Origin of the sequence: Bradyrhizobium sp. USDA 336 (genome assembly GCF_044908355.1) — a bacterium.
Classification (GTDB): domain Bacteria; phylum Pseudomonadota; class Alphaproteobacteria; order Rhizobiales; family Xanthobacteraceae; genus Bradyrhizobium; species Bradyrhizobium yuanmingense.
The window spans coordinates 83,432-110,220 of record NZ_JBIYDC010000001.1 but is presented as its reverse complement, the minus strand read 5'-3'; the positions used below and the strand labels follow the sequence as shown (position 1 = coordinate 110,220).

The 26,789-nt window shown below is 62.4% G+C and carries 25 protein-coding genes and 1 pseudogene; 9 read left to right on the top strand and 17 right to left on the bottom strand.

The genetic code is table 11. The annotated features are described in order from the left end of the window. Positions 1-194 precede the first annotated feature (194 nt). Both ABIA45_RS00560 and ABIA45_RS00555 read right to left on the bottom strand, forming a co-directional pair. Positions 195-329, bottom strand: coding sequence for a hypothetical protein (locus tag ABIA45_RS00560; RefSeq protein ID WP_404650840.1), 135 nt, complete (start codon positions 327-329; stop codon positions 195-197). Positions 330-331: 2 nt separating this feature from the next. Continuing rightward, positions 332-463 (bottom strand): annotated as a pseudogene (locus ABIA45_RS00555) (transposase domain-containing protein); the annotation flags it as partial. Positions 464-718: 255 nt separating this feature from the next. On the opposite strand from ABIA45_RS00555, the gene ABIA45_RS00550 reads away from it, so the two are divergent. The 3 genes from ABIA45_RS00550 to ABIA45_RS00540 all read left to right on the top strand — a co-directional run bounded on the left by ABIA45_RS00550 (position 719) and on the right by ABIA45_RS00540 (position 1,570). Further along, positions 719-976: a WGR domain-containing protein gene (locus ABIA45_RS00550; protein ID WP_404650839.1), complete on the top strand. Its 258-nt coding sequence runs from the start codon at positions 719-721 to the stop codon at positions 974-976. Positions 977-1,088: 112 nt separating this feature from the next. Further along, complete coding sequence (locus tag ABIA45_RS00545; protein WP_404650838.1) at positions 1,089-1,367, top strand: HU family DNA-binding protein; 279 nt, start codon at positions 1,089-1,091, stop codon at positions 1,365-1,367. A 68-nt stretch (positions 1,368-1,435) separates the two neighbouring features. Further along, positions 1,436-1,570 carry a hypothetical protein gene (locus ABIA45_RS00540; protein WP_404650837.1) on the top strand — a complete coding sequence of 45 codons (135 nt, stop codon included), beginning with the start codon at positions 1,436-1,438 and terminating at the stop codon, positions 1,568-1,570. A gap of 45 nt (positions 1,571-1,615) precedes the next feature. On the opposite strand, the gene ABIA45_RS00535 is transcribed toward ABIA45_RS00540, so the two are convergent. From ABIA45_RS00535 to ABIA45_RS00480, 12 genes are all read right to left on the bottom strand, one after another. Then, on the bottom strand, positions 1,616-1,927 hold the full coding sequence (locus ABIA45_RS00535; RefSeq protein ID WP_404650836.1) for a DUF736 domain-containing protein: 312 nt from the start codon (positions 1,925-1,927) through the stop codon (positions 1,616-1,618). Positions 1,928-2,695: 768 nt separating this feature from the next. Further along, positions 2,696-3,622 carry an ArdC family protein gene (locus ABIA45_RS00530; protein ID WP_404650872.1) on the bottom strand — a complete coding sequence of 309 codons (927 nt, stop codon included), beginning with the start codon at positions 3,620-3,622 and terminating at the stop codon, positions 2,696-2,698. 354 nt (positions 3,623-3,976) lie between these two features. Continuing rightward, a complete protein-coding gene (locus ABIA45_RS00525; RefSeq protein ID WP_404650835.1) occupies positions 3,977-4,564 on the bottom strand; it encodes a hypothetical protein in 588 nt (195 codons plus the stop codon). Positions 4,565-5,125: 561 nt separating this feature from the next. Continuing rightward, entirely contained in the window at positions 5,126-5,527 is a 402-nt protein-coding gene (locus ABIA45_RS00520; protein WP_404650834.1) for a hypothetical protein, read from the bottom strand. Next, positions 5,524-6,447, bottom strand: coding sequence for a DUF7007 domain-containing protein (locus ABIA45_RS00515; RefSeq protein ID WP_404650833.1), 924 nt, complete (start codon positions 6,445-6,447; stop codon positions 5,524-5,526). The genes ABIA45_RS00520 and ABIA45_RS00515 overlap by 4 nt, the downstream gene beginning before the upstream one ends. Positions 6,448-6,541: 94 nt before the next feature. Then, on the bottom strand, positions 6,542-8,221 hold the full coding sequence (locus ABIA45_RS00510; RefSeq protein ID WP_404650832.1) for a ParB N-terminal domain-containing protein: 1,680 nt from the start codon (positions 8,219-8,221) through the stop codon (positions 6,542-6,544). 303 nt (positions 8,222-8,524) lie between these two features. Beyond that, a complete protein-coding gene (locus ABIA45_RS00505; RefSeq protein ID WP_404650831.1) occupies positions 8,525-13,630 on the bottom strand; it encodes a helicase-related protein in 5,106 nt (1,701 codons plus the stop codon). 93 nt (positions 13,631-13,723) lie between these two features. Continuing rightward, entirely contained in the window at positions 13,724-14,122 is a 399-nt protein-coding gene (locus ABIA45_RS00500) for a DUF3085 domain-containing protein (RefSeq protein WP_404650830.1), read from the bottom strand. A gap of 11 nt (positions 14,123-14,133) precedes the next feature. Beyond that, positions 14,134-14,736 carry a DUF1419 domain-containing protein gene (locus tag ABIA45_RS00495; RefSeq protein WP_404650829.1) on the bottom strand — a complete coding sequence of 201 codons (603 nt, stop codon included), beginning with the start codon at positions 14,734-14,736 and terminating at the stop codon, positions 14,134-14,136. 66 nt (positions 14,737-14,802) lie between these two features. After that, positions 14,803-15,840: a DUF3991 domain-containing protein gene (locus ABIA45_RS00490; RefSeq protein WP_404650828.1), complete on the bottom strand. Its 1,038-nt coding sequence runs from the start codon at positions 15,838-15,840 to the stop codon at positions 14,803-14,805. Between the two features lie 224 nt (positions 15,841-16,064). Then, positions 16,065-16,247 (bottom strand): hypothetical protein, encoded by a 183-nt coding sequence (locus ABIA45_RS00485; protein WP_404650827.1) that lies wholly within the window; start codon positions 16,245-16,247, stop codon positions 16,065-16,067. A gap of 503 nt (positions 16,248-16,750) precedes the next feature. Continuing rightward, positions 16,751-17,191: a Crp/Fnr family transcriptional regulator gene (locus ABIA45_RS00480; RefSeq protein WP_404650826.1), complete on the bottom strand. Its 441-nt coding sequence runs from the start codon at positions 17,189-17,191 to the stop codon at positions 16,751-16,753. Between the two features lie 577 nt (positions 17,192-17,768). Here ABIA45_RS00480 and ABIA45_RS00475 point away from each other — a divergent pair. The 4 genes from ABIA45_RS00475 to ABIA45_RS00460 all read left to right on the top strand — a co-directional run bounded on the left by ABIA45_RS00475 (position 17,769) and on the right by ABIA45_RS00460 (position 21,316). Continuing rightward, positions 17,769-18,092: a hypothetical protein gene (locus ABIA45_RS00475; protein WP_404650825.1), complete on the top strand. Its 324-nt coding sequence runs from the start codon at positions 17,769-17,771 to the stop codon at positions 18,090-18,092. A gap of 236 nt (positions 18,093-18,328) precedes the next feature. Next, positions 18,329-19,060: a DUF6088 family protein gene (locus tag ABIA45_RS00470; RefSeq protein ID WP_404650824.1), complete on the top strand. Its 732-nt coding sequence runs from the start codon at positions 18,329-18,331 to the stop codon at positions 19,058-19,060. After that, positions 19,041-20,153 carry a nucleotidyl transferase AbiEii/AbiGii toxin family protein gene (locus tag ABIA45_RS00465; protein ID WP_404650823.1) on the top strand — a complete coding sequence of 371 codons (1,113 nt, stop codon included), beginning with the start codon at positions 19,041-19,043 and terminating at the stop codon, positions 20,151-20,153. Before ABIA45_RS00470 ends, ABIA45_RS00465 begins: the two co-directional genes overlap by 20 nt. 62 nt (positions 20,154-20,215) lie before the next feature. Next, positions 20,216-21,316 carry a hypothetical protein gene (locus ABIA45_RS00460; RefSeq protein ID WP_404650822.1) on the top strand — a complete coding sequence of 367 codons (1,101 nt, stop codon included), beginning with the start codon at positions 20,216-20,218 and terminating at the stop codon, positions 21,314-21,316. Between the two features lie 634 nt (positions 21,317-21,950). On the opposite strand, the gene ABIA45_RS00455 is transcribed toward ABIA45_RS00460, so the two are convergent. The 3 genes from ABIA45_RS00455 to ABIA45_RS00445 all read right to left on the bottom strand — a co-directional run bounded on the left by ABIA45_RS00455 (position 21,951) and on the right by ABIA45_RS00445 (position 22,904). Beyond that, complete coding sequence (locus tag ABIA45_RS00455) at positions 21,951-22,217, bottom strand: DUF3551 domain-containing protein (RefSeq protein WP_404650821.1); 267 nt, start codon at positions 22,215-22,217, stop codon at positions 21,951-21,953. Positions 22,218-22,318: 101 nt separating this feature from the next. Continuing rightward, the gene (locus tag ABIA45_RS00450; protein WP_404650820.1) at positions 22,319-22,591 is read right to left on the bottom strand and encodes a hypothetical protein; all 273 of its coding nucleotides are present in this window, start codon (positions 22,589-22,591) and stop codon (positions 22,319-22,321) included. Between the two features lie 46 nt (positions 22,592-22,637). Next, on the bottom strand, positions 22,638-22,904 hold the full coding sequence (locus tag ABIA45_RS00445) for a hypothetical protein (protein WP_404650819.1): 267 nt from the start codon (positions 22,902-22,904) through the stop codon (positions 22,638-22,640). Positions 22,905-23,636: 732 nt separating this feature from the next. Here ABIA45_RS00445 and ABIA45_RS00440 point away from each other — a divergent pair. Then, complete coding sequence (locus ABIA45_RS00440) at positions 23,637-23,891, top strand: hypothetical protein (protein WP_404650818.1); 255 nt, start codon at positions 23,637-23,639, stop codon at positions 23,889-23,891. Between the two features lie 1,041 nt (positions 23,892-24,932). Beyond that, positions 24,933-26,615: an MFS transporter gene (locus ABIA45_RS00435; protein WP_404650817.1), complete on the top strand. Its 1,683-nt coding sequence runs from the start codon at positions 24,933-24,935 to the stop codon at positions 26,613-26,615. Positions 26,616-26,789: the final 174 nt, after the last annotated feature.

The window sequence follows — 26,789 nt, the reverse complement described above, 5'->3', positions numbered from 1 at the left end:
AACCATTGCTCTTCTGAACCCAAAATATAATTCGGGTCGCGCATCTGAGAGCTCAATATCCATCCGAGCTAGGCCGCGGACAGGGGCTCACCGATTCCACCGCTTGAGGAGTTCGGGGTCTTCCTTGTGCATCCTGATGAGCTCCGTCAGGTTTTCGATGCCGAAGTCGGTGAACGCCATGACCTGGTCGTCACCTATGCCGTAAACCCAGATACGCCATCCTCTGCGTCCATTCCGTTGGCCACGTCCCAGAGCCATTCCTCGTCTTCGCCGAGGTCTTTTTCGACGCGAGCGATGGTGAAGACGGCGTGAACCTTGTTGACGTGCATGGCTACGCCGCCTGGGCGGAGGACCTCGACGCAAGAGGCGTCCAGTTCCAGGGCAACAACTCGTGCAGGCGGTTCTGCGGCATGTCGGCGATGCGCGCGAAGACGTCGGCAAGCCAGGCTTTCGGGCGAAGGTCACATTTTATCAAGAACCTTATGTTAACTGGTAGTTGATCGTCGCGGCCGGATGTACGCCGTGGCATCACGAGCCCCGGCTTTCGTGCCGGGGTTTTTCGCGTGGAGAGGCTCCAAAATCAGCCACGTCATCATTGCTTGGGGGGCATCTGAACAGCGGGCCCGGCGACTGATGTATCGAGAAATTGAATCGTTTGGACCTGATCGATTCATAGAAAGCATTGGACCTCGCTTTTGCAGGAAGCGAGAATCCGCGCATGCCGAACTTCAAGCCAGCGCCGCTTCATCTTCGCCGCATCGACGCCACCCTCAACATGCGGCGGTTTTACTTGCTTTCGATTCAGCCGACCTTGTTCGGCGGGGTCTCGCTGATCCGCAACTGGGGCCGGATCGGTACCAATGGCCAAACGATGGTGCAGACCTTTGATGGAGGCGATGAAGCGAGCGACGCATTCGGACGATTGGAGCGCGCCAAGCGCAAACGTGGATACGCGGCTGTGGAGGAGAAGGTCTGATAGACCGTCAGTTCTCCGGGGATTGTGGCTCTGCCTGTGATATCGGCCCCCTACCCGTCCGGCGCTCTTCATGTCAGACGGAGGAAAATCACAGCAAGATGGAGCCTGTTGCATGACCACCGCGAACGAAATCGCCGACAAGATCGCCGCCGAGAACAGCCTGACAAAGACACAGGCGAAGACCATCGTCGACGGCGTGTTCAAGGCGATCACCGATGCAGCCGTGAGCGGGGCCGAGACAAGCATCCCCGGCTTCGGCAAGTTCAAGGTCAAGGACACGCCTGCCCGCGAGGGCCGTAATCCGTCGACTGGCGCGACGATCGCGATCGCGGCTTCCAAGAAGCTTACCTTCACCCCGGCCAAAGCCATCAAGGACGTCCTCAACGGATGAGCGAAGCCGTTGAGTGGTCGTGCCGTCACTAGACGAGGGGGCTTACGCCCCCTCCTCCTCGGCCGCGAGTGCTTCGTTGCGCTGGCGAGGTCGGCCAGTTCGGCTTCGAGCGCCTTGCGCTCCGCGGGCGTGAACAGGCATTCCCGCAGCTCGGCGCGCAATTCCTCGATGGTGTCGACGGTCATGAGGGCATCTCCGATTGAAAGGAAGAGGGCCCCACCTCGCGGCGGAGCCCTCTGGCGGGAGCCTCAGTCCCGGTTCGGCCGGGACCAGATCAGCTGGAGGCCTTCCTCGCCCTCCACCTCGATCAGGGTGGCGTAGATCGGAGCGGGGAAGCCCGGGTCGTCCAGCTTGACCGAGAGGTAGTCGCGGCCCTCGTTGGAGACCTTCTGCCAGGCGGCGCCCAGTTCCACGCTCGCCCCCGCGAAGATGCGGAAGTGCGGTCCCTTCTCGGAGGGGTTCTCGACGCGGACCAGCTTGGCCTTGATGTTGAGGTTCAAAGTCTTGATAGCGCCGGAGAAGCCGTTGCCCGTGGAGGTAAATGCGCCGATGGTAGCCATTGTCTCATTCCTTTGGTTTTCTCGGGCCGCGCCTATCGCGACCTCGATGGCGGTCGTGAGACCGGAGGCGATCGACCTGCACCCGAAGGGCCGAAACGAAGTGGAGGGCGGCCGGGAGCGACTTTCTTGAATCGCGAGGAATGGTGCGTAGCGCCAGGGGAAGAAAGTCGAGGACGGACGTTGCGGGGACAAGATCGAGAGCACGCGTAGCGGGATCGGCCTTCGGTCAGACCAGCCTCTATCGAGGACGCAGATGGGTGTGCCCGTCGCGAAAACACATGGAATGAAGACAGGCGCCGCTGGCCATTCGGATCTCGAGGCAACGAGCACAGGTAACGAAACGCGGTTTTCCTCAACCAGGCCACTTTGGCGCTGCGCATCCCCGTGCGAGAACCGTGCGAGGGGATCGCCGCTGTCAGCAATCTCGGCGCATCTGTCGAGGTCGCTGCCGCAAGGTCGCCAACGAGCCTCCCGACGTGCTTGTCATGCGGATGCAACCTCGTCGCACCAGATCCATGCCGCCGATCAACTTCGGAGGCGCCATCGCCAGCGATCTGCCATGACCTAATCGTGAACGGCATCGGCGAGAGGGCTCCGCCGCGAGGTGGAGCCTTCTTTCTTTTCGAACGTGGCGTGCGAGCTACAAAGACGCCAGCGCAACGAGCACCACTAGCATGGTGGAATGCACGATCGCGTGGAGCAAAATCGCGCCCACGGCGATTGGGAAGGGCACAACGCCCTCCCCTCGGACGCACGGAGCAGGAAACTTCAGGCCGCCTCCTGCTCGCTCTCGGCCTGCGGCTGAAGGCTGTGCAGATACGCAACCGCGCGCTGCGCATGGGCCGCAGCCGAGAAGATTGCGCGTCGATCGTTGGAAAGCACGGTTAGCCAACTTGCCACATATGCCGCGTGTTCCGGCCTCGGCTCGAGCTCAGGGACGATGCCGAGATCTGCGCAGACCAGGGCGGATCCAATTTCGGCGACAAGTTCTTCCCGCGCTCGTTCACTGCGATCCTTCGCGTAGCGGCTGAGATCGCGGCCGACGCGACGGGAATCCGCCGTCCAATGAATGTGCTCGTGGCTCAGCACCGCCACGTATGACGCGGCATCACAGAAGCTTGCGAATATCGGCATGTGGATGGTATCGCTCGATGGCGAGAAGAACGCTCGCGAACCGCCATGCCGGATCACTGAGCCGGTGTTGGCGAAGAATCGATCGGCGTGCTCGATCCGCTCGACGGGATCGAGGATCGGCGTCGGTCGGTGATAAAAGTGTTCCGGCAGACCTGTGATCTGCTCGACGTTGAACACGCTGTAGGCCTTGAGAAACGGGATGTCCCGCTCGACCTCGCCGCCGTGTTCATCTGTCTCGGTCTTGGTAAACCGGCTAGCATAGATGACGGTTGATCCCGTCTCGCCCTTGCGGACATGGGCTCCGAGCTCGATCGACTGCCTGAACGTCATCCAGATCGGCGAGGTAAAGCCGCGAGCCAACCCTTCCGACCACAAGAGCAGCACATTCATGCCAGTGTACGGTTCGCCATTGTGGCGCAGCGGTCGGGTGATCCGGCCGGTCGCATTGCCTGCACTCCAGGGCTGCACCCAGGGCCGCACGCCTTTCTCCAGATCGGCGACGATGCGTTCGGTGATCCGCGCATACACGTCAGTGCGGCTTTGTTCTTTCTTCCTGCTCATTTTCTGAACCTCCGTTGGGAGGCCGCGCCCATCGCGGCCCGTCACGGGGTCCGAAGCCGGGGAATTCAGGGGGCCGGCGCACCCATAGGCCGCAACGAAGTGGAGGGCGGCGGAGCCGCTGCGCCGGCCACCGGCCCCGGCAGGACCGACAGCCGGGACGGCCGCGTGGGCGCGGCCTGCTCTCCTTCGCCCGCGCCCTTCCCTTGCTCTTTTCGAGCATCGCGATGGACGTTCGGCGAACCCGCGCGCTGCATGGCGACGTCGGCGACATGACAAAGGGCCGGACCCTTACGGGACCGGCCCTAAGATGCAGCGATGGAAAGAGGGCGAGGCCGAAGCCTCGCCCGGTGCGGCTCAGCCGAGAGCTTCCATCTGGAGCGCGGCCGCCTTGCGATCGACGGCGTTGCCCGGATTCTCGATCGGACGCTCGAAAGGCTTCCAGTGCTCGCCGACGACCTGCGCGTAGGCTGCGATCGCGCCTTCGGCTGCCATGCGGAGTGCATGGGACTGAAGCGCCATGTCGGCGGCGAACTCACGCTTGCGCTGCGCGGCACCGTCGAAGCCGACCGGACCATCGAGGTCCTCGTCGCGAGCGTCGTTGGCCGCCTTCGCCGTAGCGTCGCGGGCTTCCGTCACCGCGCGGCTGTAGAACTGGCCCGCGCCGTGGGCGGAGCCGACATAGGCGCCGACGATGCGCTGCAGATGGATTTGCATCGCGCGCTCGCCGAGGCCTTCGCTGAGGCTCGTGGCCGTCTCGACGATCAGGCGCTCATGGAGATCACGGATGCCGTCGCTGTCGAGAACGGGAAGGCCGAAGCTCTCGGAGATGCGGGTGGCCTGGGTCGCGTCGGGGCAGGCGAGCCGGACCATTTCGAGGGTGGTGCCCTTGCGGAGCTGGACGACCTTGGCGGACTGGCGGGGAGCGCGAGCGGTCTTGGTCATGAAAACATCCTTTCCTTCGGTTTTCCCCTGAAGGCTTGGGCCGGCTCCTGCCGGTCCTCCCTTCGGGTGCGATCGAGAAAAAACCAGCGGAAAGACGGGCGCTTCAGGGTCCGGGGCTGCCGGATCGAGCGGAGCGGGTTTGCGGACAAGCAGGGCTTTCAGCCCTCGCGCGGGACGCGGACCCGCTATGCCGAGATCGGCGGTCCCGGCCGCAACGCGGCGCGACAGCGGCCTTGAAGCGCCCGGCCGCTGGTTTACGAGCGCGACAAACCCGAGGGGAGATCCGGCGGACCGGAACGATGAAGGGGAAACCGGGCGGCAAGGATCGGCATGACCTGTCGCGAACTCATGCGTCGCCCCAGGATCGAGAACGACGAGGACAGCTCTTCCTTGATGTCAGGCGATTCCGACTGTGCGCGTCCAGACCTCTGACCGCCAGAGCCTGATCAGGTCCTCGATCTCGACGCGGCAGGCCTTTCGGATATTCCGCGACTGGGGATTCGGCAAGGCGGGGCACGATCATTGCCATGTGACGGCCGATATCGCGATCCGCGCGCGCCGTCATCCATGGTCGCGATCCCCTTGGCTGCGCGATCGCACAGCAAGACCGCCCCGATTGCACGGGCCGCCAGCGTTAAGCCGATCGGAGGCAAGCCCGTTGCGAACACAGTACGCCGCGATCGCGGCATCCTGCCGGGCGAGCTTGCGGGACAGTGCGTCGATCTCCGGCTGGCGTTCCGCCGTGATTGCCGCAAGATGCGAGCGATACCGCTCGAGGAAAGCACTCGGATCCGGCGCCCTGCCCCGCCGATAACCGGCGCGTCTCGGCTTTAGTTGCGGGATCAGCGCTGTCATCCGCCGCGTGATCTGGCGGTCGATCAAGTCGAGCTGGCGCTGAATCTGCCGCCGCGCCTCCTGCATGCGGTCAAGGAGCGCCAGACAATCCGGGGATGCGTCGCTCATGTTATCCTCCCGGTCTGCCAGCCGACGAGGTCCGATGGCCCGCTATAGACCTGGTGCCGGTCCGGGTCGATCACGAAGCCAAAGCGTCCAACCTCGTATTCGGAGGATGGAACAAGGAAGCGCCGCTCCTCCGTTCCAGCTCCGCGCCTGCCGCCAGGCGTTGCAACGCACTCCACGAAGCCTTCACAGCGACTTGAGGTGATCGCCGAGATGACGATCCAGTCGTTGGCATGTGTCAGCGCGAAACTGCGACGATCCTTCGCGTAGGACTCTCCCGGTGCGAGCACGGTGCCGAAGATCGTCTCCCAGGCGTCGGGCCAGGAATCCTTGATCGTGCGGTCGGCGCAGCGGCGCTCAAACGCGGTGAAGAGATGCGGAAAGGTAATTGCGACGATCGCCCATTCCGAATCTTCCTCATACCAGCCGCCCTTCGATCGCAGCGTGGGATGGACCTTGCGGTTTCGCTCGGCTGAGAGTTTGAAGCCACCATGTCCAGCGGTCGAGTGCCGCTCGATGCCTTCCGCATAGAGCGTGGCGCCCTGCGAGGCGCCCCAGGGCGTGTGGGCACACGAATACACCTCGACGCGGCCGAGCATTTTACGCTCGCGTTGATGCTCGGCGTTTTCGAGTACGGCAGTGCGGAATGCCGCCTCGTCGGCGAGCTCGCCGGAATGGCCGTAGAAATCGCTGCGCTTCCATTCGCCCATTGGTCGAGGAATGCGCCAGGCTGTGACGAGATAATGCCGGCCATCGCGGCCGGGCACCATCGCAAAAGCCGTCTCGCCGACAAGTGCGACGAGAAGGCCGTCAGCGCCGCGGCCGAAAGCGACTTCGGGAAATTCAGGCACGGTTTGATTCTGGCGCGCGGGAGATGACGGATTTGTGTTGTGGTCCTGTGCCTCGGTGACATGCGCGGACATCGTGTCCTCCGTGTTTTGCGGATGTGTGGAAAAAGAACCGCCGCCGGCATGACCGGCGGCGGCAGATCGCTCGAAAGAAGAAAGCGGCGGGTTGTTATTCAGCCGCCTCCCTGAACGCCTCGGCGTCATCCTCGGCCGGGTCATCGGCGGCGCCGGCGGTTTCCTCATCCACCTCGTCGGCATCGTCCGAGACGGTCGTGCTCGACGACAGCCATCTCGAAAGCTTCGTCGGGTCCGGTGCGAAGAGCGCGGCGGAGTGGACAAAGCGTCCGTCCTTGAAGTGCTCGGCGAGCGCGGCGCGGGTGTCCTTCGCACGCTGGCGCGGAAGGACCGGCGTGTCCTTGCACGACGCCTCGAGCGCAGGGCGCGACAGGCACGAGAGAAAGTCCTCGGTACCCATGTTGGGCAGGAACTCGTCAGCCCCTATCACCTCGCCGGCGATACGGGCGACGATGCCGCTGTTGGTGGCGTTCTCGCGGCACGAGAATACATCGCCCAGCATGGCGCGGGCTGCAACGCGCAGTCTGTCCCTGTCGAAGGCAAGCTTGCCGTCACCGTCGAACAGCGCCGCCGTGTGCTTCGCCAGGCGGCTATGGCCGTTATGGAAACCGCCTCTTCCCGTCGTGACCGAGACGTTCTGGCCGGCGAAGGCGAGGATCAGCAGCGCCATGAGCGTGTCGTCCTCGATCGGTGCGCGGCCGAGCGCTTCGCGCAACGCGTCGGTGCGGTAGTCCCCAATCATCTCGACGCCCTTGCGCGTCACTTCGGGACGAGGCTTCGAGACTACGCCGACATCGTCCGGAGCGATGACCGCGTCCGGCGCAGCCTTGCCCTTTGGCCTCTTCGTCTCGGGCATGCGGTAATGCACGGTCTGCACGCGACCTTCGCGGTCGAGATACATGGCGGCGCAATCGGACTTCGTCGGCTTGCCGTGAACCCGTTCGGCCTTGGGAGGCAGCTTCACCTCGCCCCAGTTGGTGGTTTCAGCGATGATGCCCTTCTTCGGCAGGTTGTTCGCCATCCACTCATGCTGCGCGCCGAGAAACGCCTCGACATTCGTGGTGTAGCGGCTGTCCTCGTCGGCCGGAGCAAAGAGGTCCTCGACCCACTGGATACCATAGGCCTGCGCGAGATCGTCACCGAAGCTCGCGTGCCGTGCATACATGTGCGTCCTCTGAAGGGCCTGGGCGACGCTCCACCAAGACACCTGCGGATCCGCCTTCGACGGCTTGTGCTTCTTCCAGACCTCCTTCTGCTCGTCGAGCGAGGCGGCGGCGGTGGTGCGAAGCTGCTGCTCGTTCGGCATGTCGCCCCTGGCCATGTGGTCAAGCATGGCGGACAGCACGTTGGCGAGCAGGCGCAGCTTCCTGATCTGGCGCACGGCAAGCGCGAGCGCGACCCCGATCGCCTCCTCGGTCCAGCCAAGCGCCACGAGGCGCTCAATCGCCCGCCACTGATCGACCGGGTTCATGGGCTCGAACGCAATATTCTCGACCATCGAGCGCATGGCGCCATTGTCGTTTGCCGCCTCGTCAACGAGCACGTCGATTTCCGTGAGGCCGGCCGCGATTGCCTGCTTCACGCGGCGATGCCCGGCATTGATGACGAAGCCATTGCCGCCGCCGCTGTCCGGGGTGATGAGGGGCGGCTGCACGATGCCGACGGCCTTGATCGTGGCCAGCAGCAGCGCATCGGCCTGCGGGGTGGATTTCGTCTGACGCAGGCGGTCGGGGTTTTCCTTCAGCGCGCGCGGATCGACCTTCATGAGATGCATGGGAATGCTCCTTTTGGGGTTGCGGACCGGCTCGGCCGGCCTTTCTCGTCTTCTTTTCCGAAGACATCCCCCGGCCCGCGGAGCGGACGGGCCGGTGCAACTGCGGCCGAGCATCCCTGCCCGGCAGGACCAGCAGGGCCAAAGCCCTGCGCAGGACGACGGGCCGGGATCGCGCAGGCCGCGGTTGAGCTTCAGCGCCGGCGGCCCGCCCGATCTGCGAGCGGGCCTTTTTTGCTCTTTTCCTCTTCTCGTTACCCTGGCCGCCGCTGCAGCGAGCACAAGCCGATAGAGGGCCGAGGACGTCTACGCCGCGATCGCGCTCGCCTCGCCTGTCCCTTCGATGTCCGAGGCGAGCGCCTTCTCGACGTCGACGAGTTGCCGACGCTTCTCGGCGAGCTCGCCGGCGAAGGCGAAGCCGCCGCCCTCGCGCGACTGATAGGCAGCAAGGCGCCGATGTGCGTCGGCGAGACGCTGACGAAAATGCTCCCGCTCCCCCTCGAAATCATCGAGCGCATGCTCGAGGCGGGAGACTGCGCCAAGCGGCGTCACCGTGAGCGGCAGTTCGATCTCGTAACCCGCGGCGCTGCGCAACAGCATGGTGGTATAGCGATAGCCGTCGCGTCCGAACCGCTCGCCCGCATATTCGAGGTCGAAACCGCCGATCGAGGCGATAACGGTCTCGCCTTCCTGCAGAAGCTGGACGAGAGTCAGAATTTCTTTCATCAGCGCGCGGCCGGCCTCTTTGCGTTCGGTATAGGCCATGCGATTCACGTTCATCGCAAAGGCCTCGCCCGTCGTCGGCACAAGGCGTTCGATGTCCTGTCCGATCTCTGCGATGCGCCGGGTCGAGAACTCAATCTCGCGCTCGGCGTCGCGGATCTGGCGGCGCACGGCATGCTGATCATCGACATGAGCGGTGCGCAAACGCTCCAACCGTGCGATATCGGCCTCTAACCCTGCCTTCTGCATCAGGCGCGGATCGCCCGAGGCGATCGCTTTCGCCATGGCGAACTGGTTCGCCTGCCCCTCGCCCAGGTCCTCGAGCCGCCGGATCGAGGTGTCGCCAGAGAGCGCGGCCGCGATGAAGCGGGCCTTGCGCTCGTTGTTCTGCCACATCGTGGCATCGAGCGAGCCCTCGGTCGCATAGGCAAAGATATCGACCTCGTCGTGCTGGTTGCCCTGGCGCACGATGCGGCCCTCGCGCTGCTCGATCTGAGACGGCAACCAGGGTACGTCGAGATGATGCAGCGCCTTGAGGCGCAACTGCGCATTGACCCCCGTGCCCATCGTATCGGAGGAACCGATCAGAAAGCGGACTTTGCCGGCGCGCAGATCGCCGAACAGGCGCTGCTTGGCCTCGGACTTCTTGTAGTCCTGCATGAAGGCGATTTCCGATGCGGGCACCCCCATGCGGATGAGCTCGTCGCGAATCCAGCGATAGGCCGAGAAGCCTCTGGTTTTCTCGACGCTGATCGTGCCGAGATCGGAGAAGATCATCTGCGCGGCGCCGGGAAGCTCGAACGGCTTGCCGTCCGGGCGCACATAGGTGTTTGCCGCGGTCCCCTTCCATATGCGATAGGCGTTCGCGATGAGAGCGTTGAGCTTGTTGTCGTGCTCGTTGTCATTGTCGGCATCGACCAGACGTAGGTCGATCGCCGCGTGACGACCGTCGGTGATGACCGAGAGCAGGATGTCGTCGCCGGGCTCGGGCGGGCGATCGCGCATCTCGATCGCCTTGATCCGCTCGCCGAGCAGCACTTGGTAGCGCCTGAAGGCGGCGGTCGGCTTGGCGGTCAGAATCTGGCGCCTGCCGGTCGAAATCACCGGCACCCTCACATATCGACGCAAGTCCTCCGGCATCACCACGTCGGCGAAGGAGCGGAACATGGCGATCAGCTCCGGCACATTGACGAAGGTGGCGAAGCGCGTGACCGGTTTGTATTTGCCGGAGGGCTGGAGCTCGAGCTCGGTCGAGACGTCGCCGAAGGTCGACGCCCAGGCATCGAACTCGTGCAGGCCGCGCTGCGCGAGCGCATCGTAACCGAGATAGCGTTGCACCGAGAACATCTCGCCGAGCGTATTGGTGATCGGCGTGCCGGAGGCGAGCACGAGTGCCCGGCCGGGGTTCTTGGTTTCGATGAAGCGCGACTTCACATAAAGGTCCCAGGCGCGCTGCGAGCCGTTTGGATCGACACCCTTCAAGGTGCTCATATTGGTCGCGAAGCTGAGCTTGCGAAACTCCTGCGCCTCGTCGACGATGATCTGGTCAACGCCGATCTCGGAGATCGTCAGAAGATCGTCCTTGCGCGTCGCAAGCGATTCCAGCCGCTCCTTCAGGCCCTCCTTCAACCGTTCGAGCCGCTTGCGCGAGACACGGTCGTCGCTTTCGACCTTGGTCAGCAAGGTTTCGTAAAGCTCCAGCTCGTCCTGGATCATCTGCTGCTCGAACGCCGAGGGCACGGCGATGAAACGGAACGCCGAATGCGTGATGATGATCGCGTCCCATGTCGCGGTCGCAGCGCGCGATAAAAACCGCTGCCGCTTGTCCTTGGTGAAATTGGTCTCGTCGGCAACGAGAATGCGCGCCGCCGGATACAGCGCGAGGAACTCGCGCGCGGCCTGCGCCAGGCAATGGCCGGGCACGACCAGCATCGCCTTGGCGATCAGGCCGAGCCGGCGCTGCTCCATGATGGCGGCCGCCATGGTCATGGTCTTGCCGGCGCCAACCGCGTGGGCGAGATAAGTCGAGCCCGCCGAGACGATCCGCCAGATGCCACGCTTCTGATGTCCATAAAGAACAAAGGCGCCAGAGGCGCCCGGGAGCTTCAGGTGGGAACCGTCGAAGGCTCGCGGCGCGATGTTGTTGAAGCGGTCGTTATAGACCCGGGCCAGCCGGTCGGTGCGATCAGGATCGGACCAGATCCAGCGCTGGAAGGCGTCCTTGATCTTTTGCAATTTCGTCTTCGCGGCCTCGGTGTCGACGACATTGAGCACGCGCCGCTCGCTCATCTCCTCCTTGATGGTGTCGAAAATCTGCGGAACGCGACTGTTCAGGGCATCCGCGAGAAGCTCGCCTGCATGCCGGCGATCCGTTCCCCATTCCGACGTGCCGGCCGCCATCCATCCGAGCTGACGCGCCTCCACTGTCCAGGAGGCCAGTTCGGGCATGTGGTGGATCTTGATCTCGGCGTCCATCGTCTCCTTGACGAAGGCGACGATATCGGCCGCCGGAATCCAGGGAGCGCCGAGCCGTGCGGTGATGTCGGAAGGACGCAGATCGGCAGGCTGCACGGCCTGCAGCGCCGTAACGTTGTGCCCATAGGACGGATCGAGCGCGGTCGCCGCCTCCGCCGCCTTCAGCTTGTCGCGGACATGGCCCGACAGATAAGCGTCGGCCGTCTGCGACGATCCGTCCGCCGGATCGCGAAAGATGGCACTCCCAAGTTCCGCGACAACGTCCTGGGCGTCGCGATGCAGGAGCTCCGCGATGTGGTCGATGTCAACACGCCCGCGCTCGTTGAGCACAACGGCAAGCGCGTCGGCTGCGCTGGTGATCACCGGCGACGCAGGCGGCGAGATCACCCGCTCGGTGAAGATTGGGCCGGGCTTTGCGGTATTGGTCTCGATGTCATAGTCCTCGATCGAGGCAACCAGCCAGCAATCGGGATCGTCGAGGAAAGGCTGGATGTTGGGGCGGCGGTGCGTCTCGCGTGCTTCGCCAGTTTCCTCGTCTTCCGACATCAAGACAGTGGTGAAGTTGATCGGGCCGAAGTCACGGACGAAGTTCGACCAAGCGATGCGCAGGCTGACCTGGGCCTCCTTCCAGGGCCGGTCGAGCTCCTGCGCCTTCAGCACTTCGCGGACCGCATCGCGGATCGGGATCAGCTTCCTGATAATCCGGACATGCTTCTCCGGGATGCCGTCGGCACTGCGGCCCTTGCGGGCCTTAACAGTGACGGGCTGGCCGTCGAGAACCTGCATCAGGCCGTGGGCCTTGTCGAAGAAGAAGCTGCCCTCACGCACATGCCGATCGGATGGCAGGTCGATGAGAGCTCGATCACCGGCGTCATCGAGATCGGGATCGATCGTGTCGGGTTCGCCGTCGTAGATCGCTTCCGGAAGGAGAGCGATGACGGCTGAGAGTGCGACGTCCAAGTCCTCGCCATCGCGAGGACGGCAGGTGTAGGTCTCACCGAAGGGGCCGGAGGCGAGGTCGTGCGTACCGAGCACTGACTGCGGATGGTCAGTGAACCAGCGGTTCACGCGGATGGCGCCTTCATCCTCCGTCGCAGGCCGGACTTCCTTGACGTCGAGCCAGGACGGATCGCCTTCGGGATCGCCGATCTTGCGCTTTCGGAAGAACAGGATGTCGACGACGACGTCGGTGCCGGCGCTGGCGCGGAAGCTGCCCTCGGGCAGCCGGATGGCGGCGACGAGGTCGGCGGTCCTGGCGATATGCCCGCGCGCCGAGCCGTCCGCCTTGTCCATCGTACCCGAGCTGGTCACGAAGGCCGCCAGCGCGCCCGGCTTAAGCAAGTCGATCGCCCGCACGATGAAATAATCATGCAGCCGTAGGCCCATTGATCGATACGCACGAGCCGAGCGCACGGTGCGATCGGAAAAGGGCGGATTGCCGATAGCGAGGTCGAAGTTCGCGGGCAACTCTGTGCGCGCGAAATCGCCGGTGACGATCCGCGCCCGCGGCTGCAACAAACTTGCGATGCGCGCCGTGACCGGATCGAGCTCGATCCCGGTGACATGCGAGATGTCACGAAACCGTTCAGGCATGAGCGCCGGAAACAGCCCCGTGCCGATGCCGGGCTCGAGCACGCGGCCGCCGCGCCAGCCCAGACGCTGCAGGCCTGCCCAGATCGCACGGACGATGAATTCCGGCGTGAAATGCGCGTACTGGGTGCAGCGCGCGAGCGAGGCGAGGTCGAGATCGCCGACGGCATCCTCAAGGTCCGATCCGATCGCATCCCAGCCCTTGCGAAACTCGGTCTCGCCCGGACGCCGGAACACGGAGTTGGCGAGTTCGGACGCGCCGAACCCGGTGAAGCGGATCAGCTGCTCCTGCTCCGCAGGCGTAGCTGGCCGCTGATCGGCCTCGATGGCGGCGGCAAGCCGTATCGCGGCGATATTGTCCCGCGCGCGATCCTTCCAACCCTTGGCCAGCGCGCGATCGCCGGCGAGATGAAAATTCGCGCCGCGCTCGCGATGCGTGGGCGATGCCGAGCATGCGACCGCCGCGACGGGAAGCGCGGGGGCCGGCGTCGATGGATCGGGATCGTCGCCATCGTCCGGCTCGGCGCTGAGGCCGCCGGCGAAAGCGGTGACGCCGAGGCCGAGGCCGGACGACAACGCCGTGTTGCCGAAGAGGTCGAGGGTGAAGGGATCGTCTTGCGCCATGAGATTTTCTCCTTGTGATGAGGGCGCGTGCCGTCGTCCCGCCGAGCTGGCTCGGCGGGTGCGGATGGTCACGGTGATTGGGGGATGGAGGCGCTAGCGCACGATGAGCGACAGCGAGATGTCGGTCTCGCTCAGCTGCAGGCGCAGATGCGTGTATCGAAAATCACGATTGATGAGAGGAATGAGCCGCTCGGTCTCGATGAACTCGATGCCGTCATCACCGCCGAAATGGCGGCGCTTGTAGTCGAACCAGTCCGGATTGCCGACCGGGTGGCATTCCTCGGAATAGACCACAAGCGGGCGACCGCCTTCGCTGAGCTTGCCGTTCGACATGATGTAGACGCCGTTGTCGCCGACAAGCCAGAGGCCGGGCTTTTCGCCCTCGCCAGGCTTGAGGCCGTAATAGGGATTGCGGAACCCGCCATTGGCGGCGGCGTCGGATTTTCCGCGTTCGATAACCGTGCGGACGGCGGGAATGGGGAATGTGAACATCACCACCTCCCTCACGCTGCGATCGCGTCAGGCAAGTAGCGCAGATGCACCGGCAGCTTCGCCGCGATCTCCGCGTCGGTCAGCTGGTCGAGCAGCTTCAGCACGGTGCCGCGCTGGCCGCCGTAGACCAGCACTGTGCGCTCGCCGCGCAGATGCTCGGCCCAGCGTTCTCCGGCATAACCCCGATAATCATCATGCGCGCTCGACCAGATGTGCTCGAGCCGCTCTTCGCGCGTCATTGCCTTAAGCGGCCGCGATTCCCGTTCGATGATTGCGGCGCGCATCCGGTCCGGCGAGTTCTTGTCGCGAAGATCGCAATAGCCGTGGAAGGTGCGCGATCGGCCGTCGATCCTCAGCGCAAAAAAAACGCCGGTAATGCTGCCGGTGAGGAATTCGCGGAGCGCAAACATCTCCGCCTTCATCCAGAGCGGCGGCAGGATCTCGAACATATAGTCGTGGTCGGCCTGGCCGATCTCGAACCATTCGCCGCGATAAAGAGCGCTGTCATCGTTCTCGGAGCGGTTCGGCCGCTGCGCGTGGCGATCGAACATGCGGAACATCTGCCGGCGGTCGGCGATGCCCTGATAGACCTTGCGGATCGGAGAGAGGGTCATTGGCGGGCTCCTTTCAGCCTCGTCGGGCTGGAAGCGCGGCTCATCCTTCCGATTTCGCCATCGTCTTCAGCCCTTCCTGACCCCTCCCCCGCGGCCGCCTCTCCGATCGGCCGGGTCAAGGGCCGCGGCACGCGGGCGAAGCTTCACCCTTGACGCGGCCGGCGGGCATGCGGCAGCCGGGTTTTCCTTCTCGTCCCCCTCCTTCTTCCTCTTGCTGCTCGGATGCAGCTGTTCGTTCCAATCCTCCAGCGCGGGCCGCAGCCGCTCGTACTCGCACCCCACCTCCCGCGCGGTGACGGCGAGCCGATCGGCATAGACCTCTCCTTGCCGGTTGTTATCGGTCGCGGCGACGAGCCGCGCGCCCGGCCGCGCGCTCAGCGCGCAAATGGCGGCGACCGTGGCCGGCGCCCAGCCGCCGCCGGTGCTCAGATAAAGAGTATTCGGCCGCCGGTCTTCGATCGCAGCCAGGCTCATGGCGTCGATCGCGGCCTCGGTGATGCAAAGCCGGGTCGCATTCGCCGGTCCGAATCGGAACAACACCTTATCGCCGCCGCTGGCGAAGCCGCGCCATTGCGGACCGCGCTCCTCCCAGCCTGTGACCACGCCGTCATTGTCGAGATGTGCCGCCCACATGCTGCCGTAAGGGCCTTCGCGCAACCGGTCGTGGCGAAGCGCAGCACGGATGACGGCTTCCGGAATGCCGCGCTCCTCGCACAGATAGCGCCAGGTCAGAGAGCCCCGCCAAGGCTTACGCCGCGCGCGCCAGCGATCAGCAGCAGCAGAATCAGGATCGTGCGCGCGGGATTCTCGTGTCCAGACGGGCTCCGTCGGCACAAAGCCGACCAGGTCGGAGACTCGCCGCAGCACCTCGGGAAAGTCGACGCAGTCGAGATGCTCCACCAGCGAGAGCACGTCGCCTCTGGCGTCTGACAGCGCGTCGAACCAGCCCCTCCCCTGATGGATCACGATGATGATGTCGCCGCCGCGCCGATATTTGATCGCTTTGCGCGTGCTCTCCTTCAGATCGATCGCAAATCCGGCCTTCTCGAGCACGGCGGCGCAGGCCACGCGATTCTTCAGCTCTTCGATATCCTTCTTTTCCATCTCCGCTTCCCGGCGATGCCGTGCCGGACCTTTCCGCTTGAATTTCCTTGTCCCGCACCTTGCGGGACCCGCTAGTCCCCGCCGCGAAGAGCGAAGGGGGCAAGGGCGCGGCTGGCAATTGATGAATTATGCGGGGCACTCGACGTCATCGCGTCGGCCAGTCGCGGCGGCAGCCTCCCTTGCCGCCGCCCGCTCGCAAGCGGCATACAAGAGGAAAAACCGGCTCATTGAGCCGGGCCGAACTCGTGCGGATCGTATTCGTGAAGCAGGGTCACATCGGCATCGCCGAGTTCTTCGCTTGGTAAAACGCCGTAAAGGCCATCGACGAAAAAGAGCGTGACTGGGACCATCAGGGTGCGGGCGAGCGCGAAGGCGCTGGACTGGGCCAAGGAAAGATCGTGCGACATTTGAGGGCTCCATCTTGAGCGAGGCCGATCCCCGCTCGATGGCGTCCGTCAGTGTCCTCAACCGGCCGCGATCACCGCGTAGCCGAAGGCGCAGCGGCGGCATGCTCGCATAGCCGACCCCTTGAGGGTTGATCGTAGAAGGCCGGGCGGAGGACCAGGAAAGCCATCCATGGAGAGCGAGGGTCGGCCTATGCAGTTGATTGGCGCCCTCCTGCGCGATCTTTTCCCGGTCGCAGATTCATGGCGTCGCCCTCGGCTGTTGGTCCCGTGCCACGGACCAGGTCAAAGCGAGGAAATGCTTTAGCGGCGGCGGTAGAAATGGCTGAATCGTCCCCCGACAAGTACAGCTATGAGAATAAGATTGCTGAACGGTTTTGGCGGCCAGAAGGAACTGGAATTGTATGTGCCAACGCCATCGAGTGTGACGATGGACACCACTCGCACTGATTAAATGAAAGAGGCCGCCAACTGAGGCGGCCTTACTTCTAATTCTAAATCGCCATTTATGCCGCTTCTATCGGTTTTAAAAGATGATCCAGCAAGTGTTTCTGAACCCAACTGTTGTGGTCCGATAAATACTCGAGGAACATTTTTGCAAATTTGGGCTGACTGTAAATGGTGGAAAGTATGGCCTCTTTCGTAACCGAAGTAATTCGGCAATCACCTATCGCTGTGGCTGAAGCCATACGCACGGGCACGTCGTGAAGGCAGGCTTCTCCGAAAAACTGCCCTTTCTGCGCTGTTCCGAGCGAAATTTCCAAGCCGGGCCTGGGTGTTGTGGTAATCATTACGCTACCGTCTTGGACGAAGAACACAAAGTCAGCGTCTTCGCCTTGGCTAAAGATTTTTTGATTATTTTTGTAGCTGGCGGTGCTTCGGCCGGTGCTGACCTGCACGAGCAGGCGGTGAGCGTCAATCCGATCGGCCCAAAATGGTGGTTCCATAGTGTTTCTCCGTTTGAGGTGAGCACAACACCTCTCAGTCACCGGACGGATACCCAAAAATTGCGGTGATACAGACCAAGCACTTTCGGTTGTGGCCCGTTCCACGCCAGCCGAACTCGTGGTTTATTTTTCATAAATTCAAAATAGGCCACTGCGAAATTCAAACTAGGCCACTAGGAGTCGAAACAGGCCAGTACCCGGCGGCGAATGATATTGGTGCTGCCGGTCGTCGCCGCGGACATCCGTTCGGCGCTGGGTCTCATCGTCGACGATTTGCCTGGATCACCCATCGTGCGGCGCGCGCTTCGGGCCGACTCCGGACACCAAGCGCGGATCAGGCAGAAGCAGTGAGCGGCAACGATCGTCACCCGAAGGGCGGAGGCGCCTCGCGTCTCCGGTCGCAAGCGCTGCTTGCGGGTAGAGCGTGACCGACCGGCAGGGAGGGGCCGCCGAGCAATACTTCCGCCATGCCCGAATAGGAGACAATCCTCCACAAGACCGCGAAAGTCGCGATAGGCCCAATCGGATGTCGGCTCGACGAGCGCTATCACCTGTTCCGAAGAATACAGTCCAGCGGATGATCGACTATGCGGCAAACTACGGGCTGGAGGTGATCCTGCGTCGTGCAACGCGCGTCCAAGACATCAATCCCGACGAACGCCGGATGGTCGAGGACTGGTTGAGGACCGTGCGCCGGCCGCCCAATCGTCATGGTTGGTCGGCGATCCATGCCCAATGGGAGATCGCCGTCCGGTTCGGGGTGCAGCTCTCGGCTGCGGCCTGTCGCGCTATGCTGATGCACACTCATCCTCGGGACCGCTTTCGTGGCTCCTTCAAACAGCCGTTGCCCTCGGGATCTCAGACCGGAATTTACCAACCAGTTCGGTATCTACCGACCTAATCCGGTCATCTCCCAACTCCGACAAATGCTGTGCAGGCTAGGACTGCCCCGAGCTGGCGCCCGCACCTTCGAAATGATGGTCAATTTGGATTCGCGGGAATCGGAGCACCAGCGGTTATCCGGGGTGACATTTAGGGAATCTGACCAAAGTTTTGATACAATTTATGGTCAGTAGGCAGTTCCGCTTGCTGACTGACCAATTTTTATATATAATCTTTGGACCAATTAGCTGACAGATGCCTGACCCCACGTCCGACACCCTCGATCGCATTCATGACCGGATCGCCCAGGCGGCGCCGGCAGGTGTGTGGTCGCGCGCCGATTTTCTCGACATCGGGACGCCGAACGCCGTCGAGAAGGCTCTACAGCGGCTGACCCTGCGAGGCGACATCCGCCGGCCCTATCGCGGTCTCTATGATAAGCCGGGCCTCAGCAAGCTGACCGGAAAGATGGTGTTTCCGCCGCGGGCCTCGTTCATCGACGCCATCGCGCGGCGCGACAAGCTGCGCGTGCTGGTCGACGGCATGACGGCCGCGAACGACCTCGGCCTGACAACGGCCGTTCCGGCGCGGTCGACGATCTATGCTGATACTTATCCGCGAACGATCGAGATCGAGGCGAGCGCCGGTGATCCAAAGGCGACCAAGCCGGTCATCTACACGCTCGACTTCAAGCGCATTTCGGCCAAGACGGCATTTTGGGCCGGCCGTCCCGCCATGCGCGTGGTCCAGGCATTGACATGGTTTCGGGATGAACGATCGAGCCTCGACGCGGCCGTGAACGGAATCGTCCGGCATCTGTCGCGCGATCCGAACCGGGAAAAAATCGCGCAGGATCTACGCGACAACATCCATGCGGTGCCAGCGTGGATGTATGCGCTGATCGAGACAATCACGCGCAAGCTCAGCGCCGAGGATCACAGCGGCGAGGAAGGCGCAAAGGGCACCCATGCAGAAGACATTCATTGAAATCCTGCGCTCCAGCGTCGACGATCGCCGCGCACTCTTCTCGACGGTTGCCGCCTATCTGGAGACACAGGCGCAGAATATCGAGAAGGACCTCTATGTCTGCTGGGTGCTCGACTTTTTGTTCAATCGGCGGGGCGATGATCCCATTGGTCTTTATTTCAAGGGCGGCACAAGCCTCAGCAAGGCCTATGGACTGATCCGTCGCTTCTCGGAGGACATCGACATCGGCATCTACAAGGCCGATTTGCACGTCCCGCTGGAAGCCGAGATCGCCGCCCTCCCCTCCGTGAATCAGCAGCAGCGCGCCCTCGCCGAGAAAGTAGACGAGGCCGCACGGCAATATATCTCGGGGCCGCTCAAGGAGGAGCTCACGAAGGAGATCGCAACCGTCGAAGGCGCCGCTGAACAGCCGCAACATTTTTCACTCGGCTTCGGCTTCGATACCTATCACAACAAGGAAGCACTCGACATTCTGGTGGTCGGCTACAAGAGCGTCTTTGGTGCCGGCGACGCCTATGTGCAGGCGGCGGTCCGCATCGAAGGTGGTGCGCGTCCCGATCCTGAACCGGCGGAGCCCCGCGAGATCGTTCCCTACATTGCTTCGGAAATGCGAGAGGGAGCGGGCCTCACGGTGCGCAACGTGACGACGGTCAAACCCGAGCGGACCTTCTGGGAAAAAGTCCTGATCCTGCACGCAATGACCGAAATGACCGAGAAGCGAAGCGCGGACGCGACGCCCGACCGTCAGGTGCCCGATCTCAATCGCTACTCGCGCCACTATTACGACGTCCATCAAATCTGGACCCATCCGGACTATGGCGTCGCCACGGCGTCGATGCGCGATCTTGCGGAAGCCTGCCGGCAGCACAAAGAGCTTATGTTTCGCGCGCCGGATCACCGCTACGATCGCGCCGTGCCGGGCAGCTATCGCCTCGTCCCGACCGCGGACATGCGGGCCAAGCTAGCCGCCGACTATGAGCGGATGTCGGCGATGATCTTCGGCACGCCGCCCACCTTTGCGGACGTCATGGCGAGCATCGAGGCCCTCGAGCTGCATCTGAACGCTGCGCTAGGCGGCCCCCCCAATGCATAGAAGGGGGCCTGTGCGGAGAAAAACGCACAGAACTCGGCGGGCCACAATGATAGGATCAAGGCATGGGTGAAGCTCCAGAGAACATCCCAGTTCGACTGCCCGATCCCGCCTCGATCGAGACGGTTCTCGCACGTCTTCCGACCGGGGCTGACGAAGCGGCGCTGGCGGCCGGGCTCACAGAGGCGTTTCCGGGATTTCCGTTTTCGACGGCAAACGTCGACGACCAATATTGGCGCGACACGCGCTCAGTAATCGCTGCCGACGGGACACGGATCGCAGAATATCGGCCGTGGATCGAAGCCGAGCTTGCCAAGGACAACGGCGACATTGGCGCCGTTTGGACGCGATTGCGCGAGAGCGACCTTCAGATCTCGGAATGGCACGGCAACACCGTGTACGCCTTCGCGCCGACCGGACCGGGCGCCGCGGACTATGTGCAAATCCGTCTCGGCCGGGAAGTCGAATGGCGTGCGGGACCGATCGTCAACCCGACCTGCCGCCCTTGGGGCAAGGACGAACTACTCGATCCGTCATGGATCACGCACGAAGATATGTCCGACGACAAGGTAATCGCCGGTCCACTCTACCGGCTGGTGGGTCGCGCGGGCAGCAGCGTCATCCATGTCCGGAGCTTCCTGACGCGGCTTGCCCGCCTCGAGCGCGAGAAACGCGAGGCGCAACGGCCAGAGATGGAACGCCGTGTGGTGCGCGAAGTGACACGGGAAGGCTCGGTCGAGACGCCGTTTCTTGAATTGGTACCGGACTGGTTCGAGTTCGTGCCACGGGAGAATCGCTTCTTCCAGGATTGGGAAGAATCAAGTGCTTCGGCCGAGCGGGTCTACGCGCACTGGGCGCTCGACGTTTACGACTACGACGATAAAGGCACGCGCGAGATCGGATTCGTGCCGCGCCCGCTGCATCTGCCGGAAGAGACGCTCATCGCTGGCGATGCCTCGGTTCATATCTTGATGGATCGCGTTGAAGTCATCGACCGCGAGGTCGGCGTCCCATTTGCTTGGTTCTTCTTGATGACTCATGGTAATCGGGTTGAGCCAGAGGTTGGTCAAGCGATTGCCAAGGGCCTGCGTAATCAGCGCGTGGTCTTACCCGATCGGGATGCGCGCGTGCTTCTGCGTTGGGCCGAACGCTCGTATGGATTCTAGGAAGACAGCGGCCGTGGCAGGACGCATCAGTGAACCTAACGCCACGTTATCGGGGCTTTGCAAAGAGCATCGCGACCGATCTGAGTGAGGCGGTCAGGTCTTATTTCTCCTGTGCTCGCAGCTTGCAGAATTGTCGAGGCAACATGGGTGCGAGCACCGGTATCGTACCGGGAAAGCTTCTTGCAGACGTCGTCGAGGACCACCCGTAGGAGTGCAGTGGTGGGGGCATCTAACATTTGGAAGATCTCCCTCGTTCTCTAGCAGAAAACGCAATGTAGATTTCGCGTGACGAGCGCCACGTAGAAACTACCCAAAGTAGAAAACTCGAGAGGTCACCATGGTAGAAGAAGCTGACAAAAACGCAACAAGCAGATGTCTGTTTGACGCATTCCCGCTGTTTTGAATTGAATTGAATTAAAGAGCGACGCGCGACTGCGCGTTACGCAGATAAGGCCGCCGCATCCCGATCGTTCCTGCGTCTCGTCCGACGCACCTGACTGCATCGCGCGGCTTGCTCGAACGGGGGGCTCGTCCGATCGGGCGGAAGTCCAACGTCTCTCAACCCTGCACCGCAGGTCCATTTGTATGAGCAGGACTAGAGACTAATGTCTCCATCACGCTTAACCATCGGACATCAGCGCGATTGCGCTCTCTGTCGCGCGAACGCGTGGACCGGATTGATGCCGCAATAGGCGTAGGTGCCGGATGCAGTGGCCATGCACTGATCATAGGTCGAGAACTGGCAATTGCCCGGATATCCCCAGGTACGTCCCTGCAGACAATAAACGTCCTGCCGAGCCGGGGGGATATACGAACGACCCCGCGGAGCGGCGGTCGAGGGCGATCCAAAGCCGATGACGATGGGAAGTGCAAGCACGCCGATGAACAGAAGGTTGCGCATGAGACCTCTAGCCTCCGCTAAGTCTCGCTGAAGGATAGAAGAGTCGGATGATGTTTTGATCTTAGTCAATGGCAAACAGCCGGTCGCGGTCCGCGGGCTGATCACTTTCGAGAGACGCTCGAGCGTGACGGCGCTCCGAGTTCGGAGCAGCAATCCTGCTGCTTGTCGAAAGGAACGCATCTTTCCAGCGTGATGAGGTGAAGGTGCGGCGCAAAAGCAAGGGCAAACATTGGATCGAGCTTGAAAACTCTCGCGCTCCGGAATGAGCCGGTTCGGGACAGCAAGTCTACCGCGAGCTCATCAATGACCGAAATGCTGGAAAATAGACCACCCTCAGGTTTGCCGTCGAGCAGGTATTGCTTGAGCTGCACCACGTAAGCGACCCTTGGCGGGGGCTCATGAACGGTTCAGCGAGCTCTTCTAGGTGATCGGCCTGATCCGGCGCAGCAGCGAATCGGCATATTCCTCGCGCTCGCGCATGAAGCGCTCTTGATGCGCTTTGAAGCTCTCGACCCGCTTCCTGATCTCATCGCGTTCGCTGCCGCCATAGTCGGCCACGCTGAGACTACCCCGATCGACAGCTTCTTTTGGCGGAGGCCGGGGCCGCTCGATCTCCACCTTCAATGATTTAGCGAACGCCATCGTTTCAGCGACGAGCGCATCGAGCTCGCTCTTCCAATCATGCATTGACGCGCCCCCAAAAACCCGCCTCGCTAGACGAGCCACTTCATCACAAGCCAGGCTGTGACCATGGCGCAGACGCCGATCGCGATATGGGCAGCCCAACCCTCATCCGCTTCTCCTTGAAAAAGGCCGCCGATGACTGCTCGCAAGGACAAGCTCGCTCTCACGCCGCGCGAGCGGAGATTGGTGCCCAAAACACTAATTCAGTATCCAGAGAGACCGAGCTATTTCGGCGCTCAGCTCTGGCCAGTAGATTATCGCGGCCAGCGACAGCAGTAATCCCGACCCGGAAAAGATCGCGATCATCTTTAGGCTTTCGATATCAGTTTTGCCCTCGCTGCACCGCGGAGAGGAGCATCTTGTAAGGGCGGCAAAATTATCGTTCATCCAATGGGTCTGCAGCACGGGATAAAGGAAGTCGAATGTTAGAGCGCGCGGCGCTGCCGTGGTGCAATGGGCGGTGCTAGCCTACGGCGAAAATGCCAGGCGCGCTTCCTTTCGGCTTGACCACACTTCTCCAAGCATCGCTTGAGCCAGGATCCCAGGTCAGCCGAACGACGAAGATGCGCCTTGCGCAAAACCTCAACAAGATCCTCGGACATTTCGCAATCGCGCACGGGGCTCTCTCAAAATCGCACTATGAAAAGGGATGTTGAACAAACGGATCGACCACAATCTACTTCGGCTGGCTTCGAATAGATCCCCGCTCACCCGCGCCATTTTTCGAACTGCTCGATGGCAAACGGAAATCGCGTCAGGGCGGAGCATCTGCGCGACTACGGTCACATGATGTGCTTGCGCCTCATTTCCTCAATTCGATCAGAAGCCAACTTCGCATCATCTTTGGGCAGCCCGATATCGGTTCTCAAGCTGTTGCGTAAGGGAAATCCTTCGATCCGTCTGCATCTGTTCATGATGGCACGGCGTAGCCAAGACAGGAAAGTTGCGGCGAGCCGCCAAGGGCTCCATTTCGCCGATTCCGAGAAGTAGGCGCCACTACTTGCGACGTCTGTCCGCGGACCAAATTGCTTTGCCAAATCGCAATTCCTAATTTCAAATCTGTCGTTCGGACTAAAATTCCTTTAAACGCACCGCTCTGTAGAATGGGCCTGTCGCGATGACTGTTTGGAGAGAACAGGAACTCGGTGTCGACGATGATCATCACTGATCGAGATACGCACCGAGTTCGTGGCCGCGACGCGGGTATTAGCCGACAATTCGTGCGTTGAGCTGGTTGATCCAGTTACTATTCGAAATCCAGTGCACTATTCCTGCAGTTTCTTGGAAACGGCGCATTTTTTTGGCCTGTCACTTAGTGGTAACGCTGGCTCGCGGAAACGAAATCGTCCGCGATCGCTTGGGGTCTTGGCTTTTCGTATTTTGTAGGCGTGCCAGGTTGGTCTTGCTGCACACGGCACCGCCGATGGCTAGGGTATACTCAGAGACGCGATCCGTTTCGAAACTGCAAAACATTTTTAGAGGTGATCTTTTGAATGCGTGGACTCCTAATTTTCTTTGTAACTATTGTTCTTGTGTTAGCAGCACGCGGCCAGCACCAATCTAACTTTGTGCCGCGTCCGACCGCGCCCCTGCCGCCGGTGAACGTGCCATAGCGAAGATTCAGTCGAGCGCCAGCTTGTGCTACGGATTTTTTCAAATTCGCGGTCAGCTGCCGCCGTTTCCGTTTTCGCCAGGCTTTGGTGCGGTCACGCGCTCGCCGTGCCGCCGAAATCGAAATCGCCAGGCCCTCGTCCGGCCGGCTGAGCATAGCGGAATTGGTATGTGGCATGCCGGAGCATGCTCTGCGCGAGGACTCCAGGCCGGGAGAAGACCGTTGCTTGGTCATTCACCTGCGCTGCGTCGCGGTTGCTATGCGCCGCTTGCTGCACGCAGTCGAATCATTGTCCACATCTAGAGCGATCGAAGCGTTGCATTTGACGATCACGTTGGTGTTTGGACGTTGATATCGCGCCGGGAACGTCCTTGTGATTCGTTCCAGAATCGAATCATGCTAGATCACTCAATACCGTTATGACTGATCCAGCCAAAGTCCAGACGCGCAGCGCCGACGGCATCACCGCCCCGCTGCGGTACGCCACCTTCCGCTGGATCTGGCTTGCGAGCCTTCTCTCCAATCTCGGTATCCTGATTCAAGGCGTCGGCGCGGCCTGGGCGATGACGCAGATGACGTCCTCCGCCGACAAGGTCGCGCTGGTGCAGACTGCGCTGCTGCTGCCAGTGATGCTGATTTCGATGCCGGCGGGCGCGATCGCTGACATGTATGACCGCCGCGTCGTGGCGCTGGTTGCACTTGGCATCGCGTTCGCCGGCGCAGCCGCCTTGACGGTGGTCGCCTGGCTTGGCCTGGTTACACCGAACCTCCTGCTCGTGCTCTGCTTCGTCGTCGGCAGCGGCATGGCGCTGATGGGACCGGCCTGGCAATCGTCGGTCAGCGAACAGGTGCCGTCGGAAGTGCTGCTGCCTGCGGCCGTCGCGCTCAACGGCATCAGCTACAATATCGCGCGCAGCGTAGGGCCGGCGATCGGCGGGGTCGTGGTGGCGACCGCGGGCGCGGTGGCCGCATTCGCCCTCAACACATTGCTCTATCTGCCGTTGATGATCGCGTTGTTCCTTTGGAAACGCATCAGCGCACCCTCGCGCCTGCCACCTGAGAGACTGAGCCGCGCCATGGTGTCTGGTGTGCGCTACATCACCAATTCGCCACCGATCAAGATCGTGCTGGCCCGCACCCTCGTGATGGGCGTCGTTGGCGGCGCGATCACTGCGCTGATGCCGCTGGTGGTGCGCGATCTTTTGCATGGCGATGCCCAGACCTATGGGATCATGCTCGGCGCCTTTGGCCTCGGTGCGGTGGTCGGCGCGCTGAACATCACCGAACTCCGCAAGCGGTTGACCGGCGAGGCCGCAATCCGCACCTGCGCGCTGTCCATGGGCGCGGCGACCGTCGCGATTGCCCTCAGCCGCCAACCAGTGTTGACCGCGGCGGCACTGGCGCTGGCAGGAGCCGTGTGGATGATGGCCTGGGCGGTATTCAACATCGGCGTGCAGTTGTCGGCGCCGCGCTGGGTGGCTGGACGCTCGCTTGCAGCCTATCAGGCGGCAAGCTCAGGTGGGATTGCCGTCGGCAGCTGGGGCTGGGGCCATCTGACCGACGCAGCCGGAGTAGAAACCGCGCTGCTGGTCTCGGCCGCCCTGATGGTCGTCTCACCACTCATCGGCCTCTGGCTTCCCATGCCTCGCGTTGGTGCACGCGGCCAGGAGACCGAGCCGCTCGCCGATCCCGAGGTACGGCTCGCCTTGACCGGGCGCAGCGGGCCGCTCGTCGTCGAGATCGAATACCGGGTTGCACAGGAGAATGCGCGGCCATTCCATGACATCATGCAGAACGTGCAACTGTCCCGCCAGCGCAACGGCGCCTATGGCTGGTTGCGCTGGCGCAACCGCTCGACCCAGTCGGAGCGCGCACTGGAGCAGCAGGCGATCCGCTTCCACATCGGCCCCGCCCCGGTGCGCGTTCGACGCATGCTGGAGAGGCCGTTCGGCTCGGTCCGCTGGAAGGATGATACGCCCGACCACGCGGCCGCCGAAATGCCGCCGGAGATCGCAAGCGGCACGGGACGTAGGCAGTCAGCCGCTCCGGCTGACCAGATGACCGAGAGTGCCGGAAGGCGCCGGAAAGCCGCAAGCGGTTAAGATGACAGGAGCCCGAGCTCTGACATCAAACCTGGATGGGCACGAAGTGGTTGATCGCCAATACGTTCCCAGGACCCGAAACCTACGTCGACGCCGCGTATCCCCATTCGTCAGAAGCGCGAGCTGTTCTGGACGGAATACACTGGCTCGCTGCTCCGCGACCACTTTGTTCAG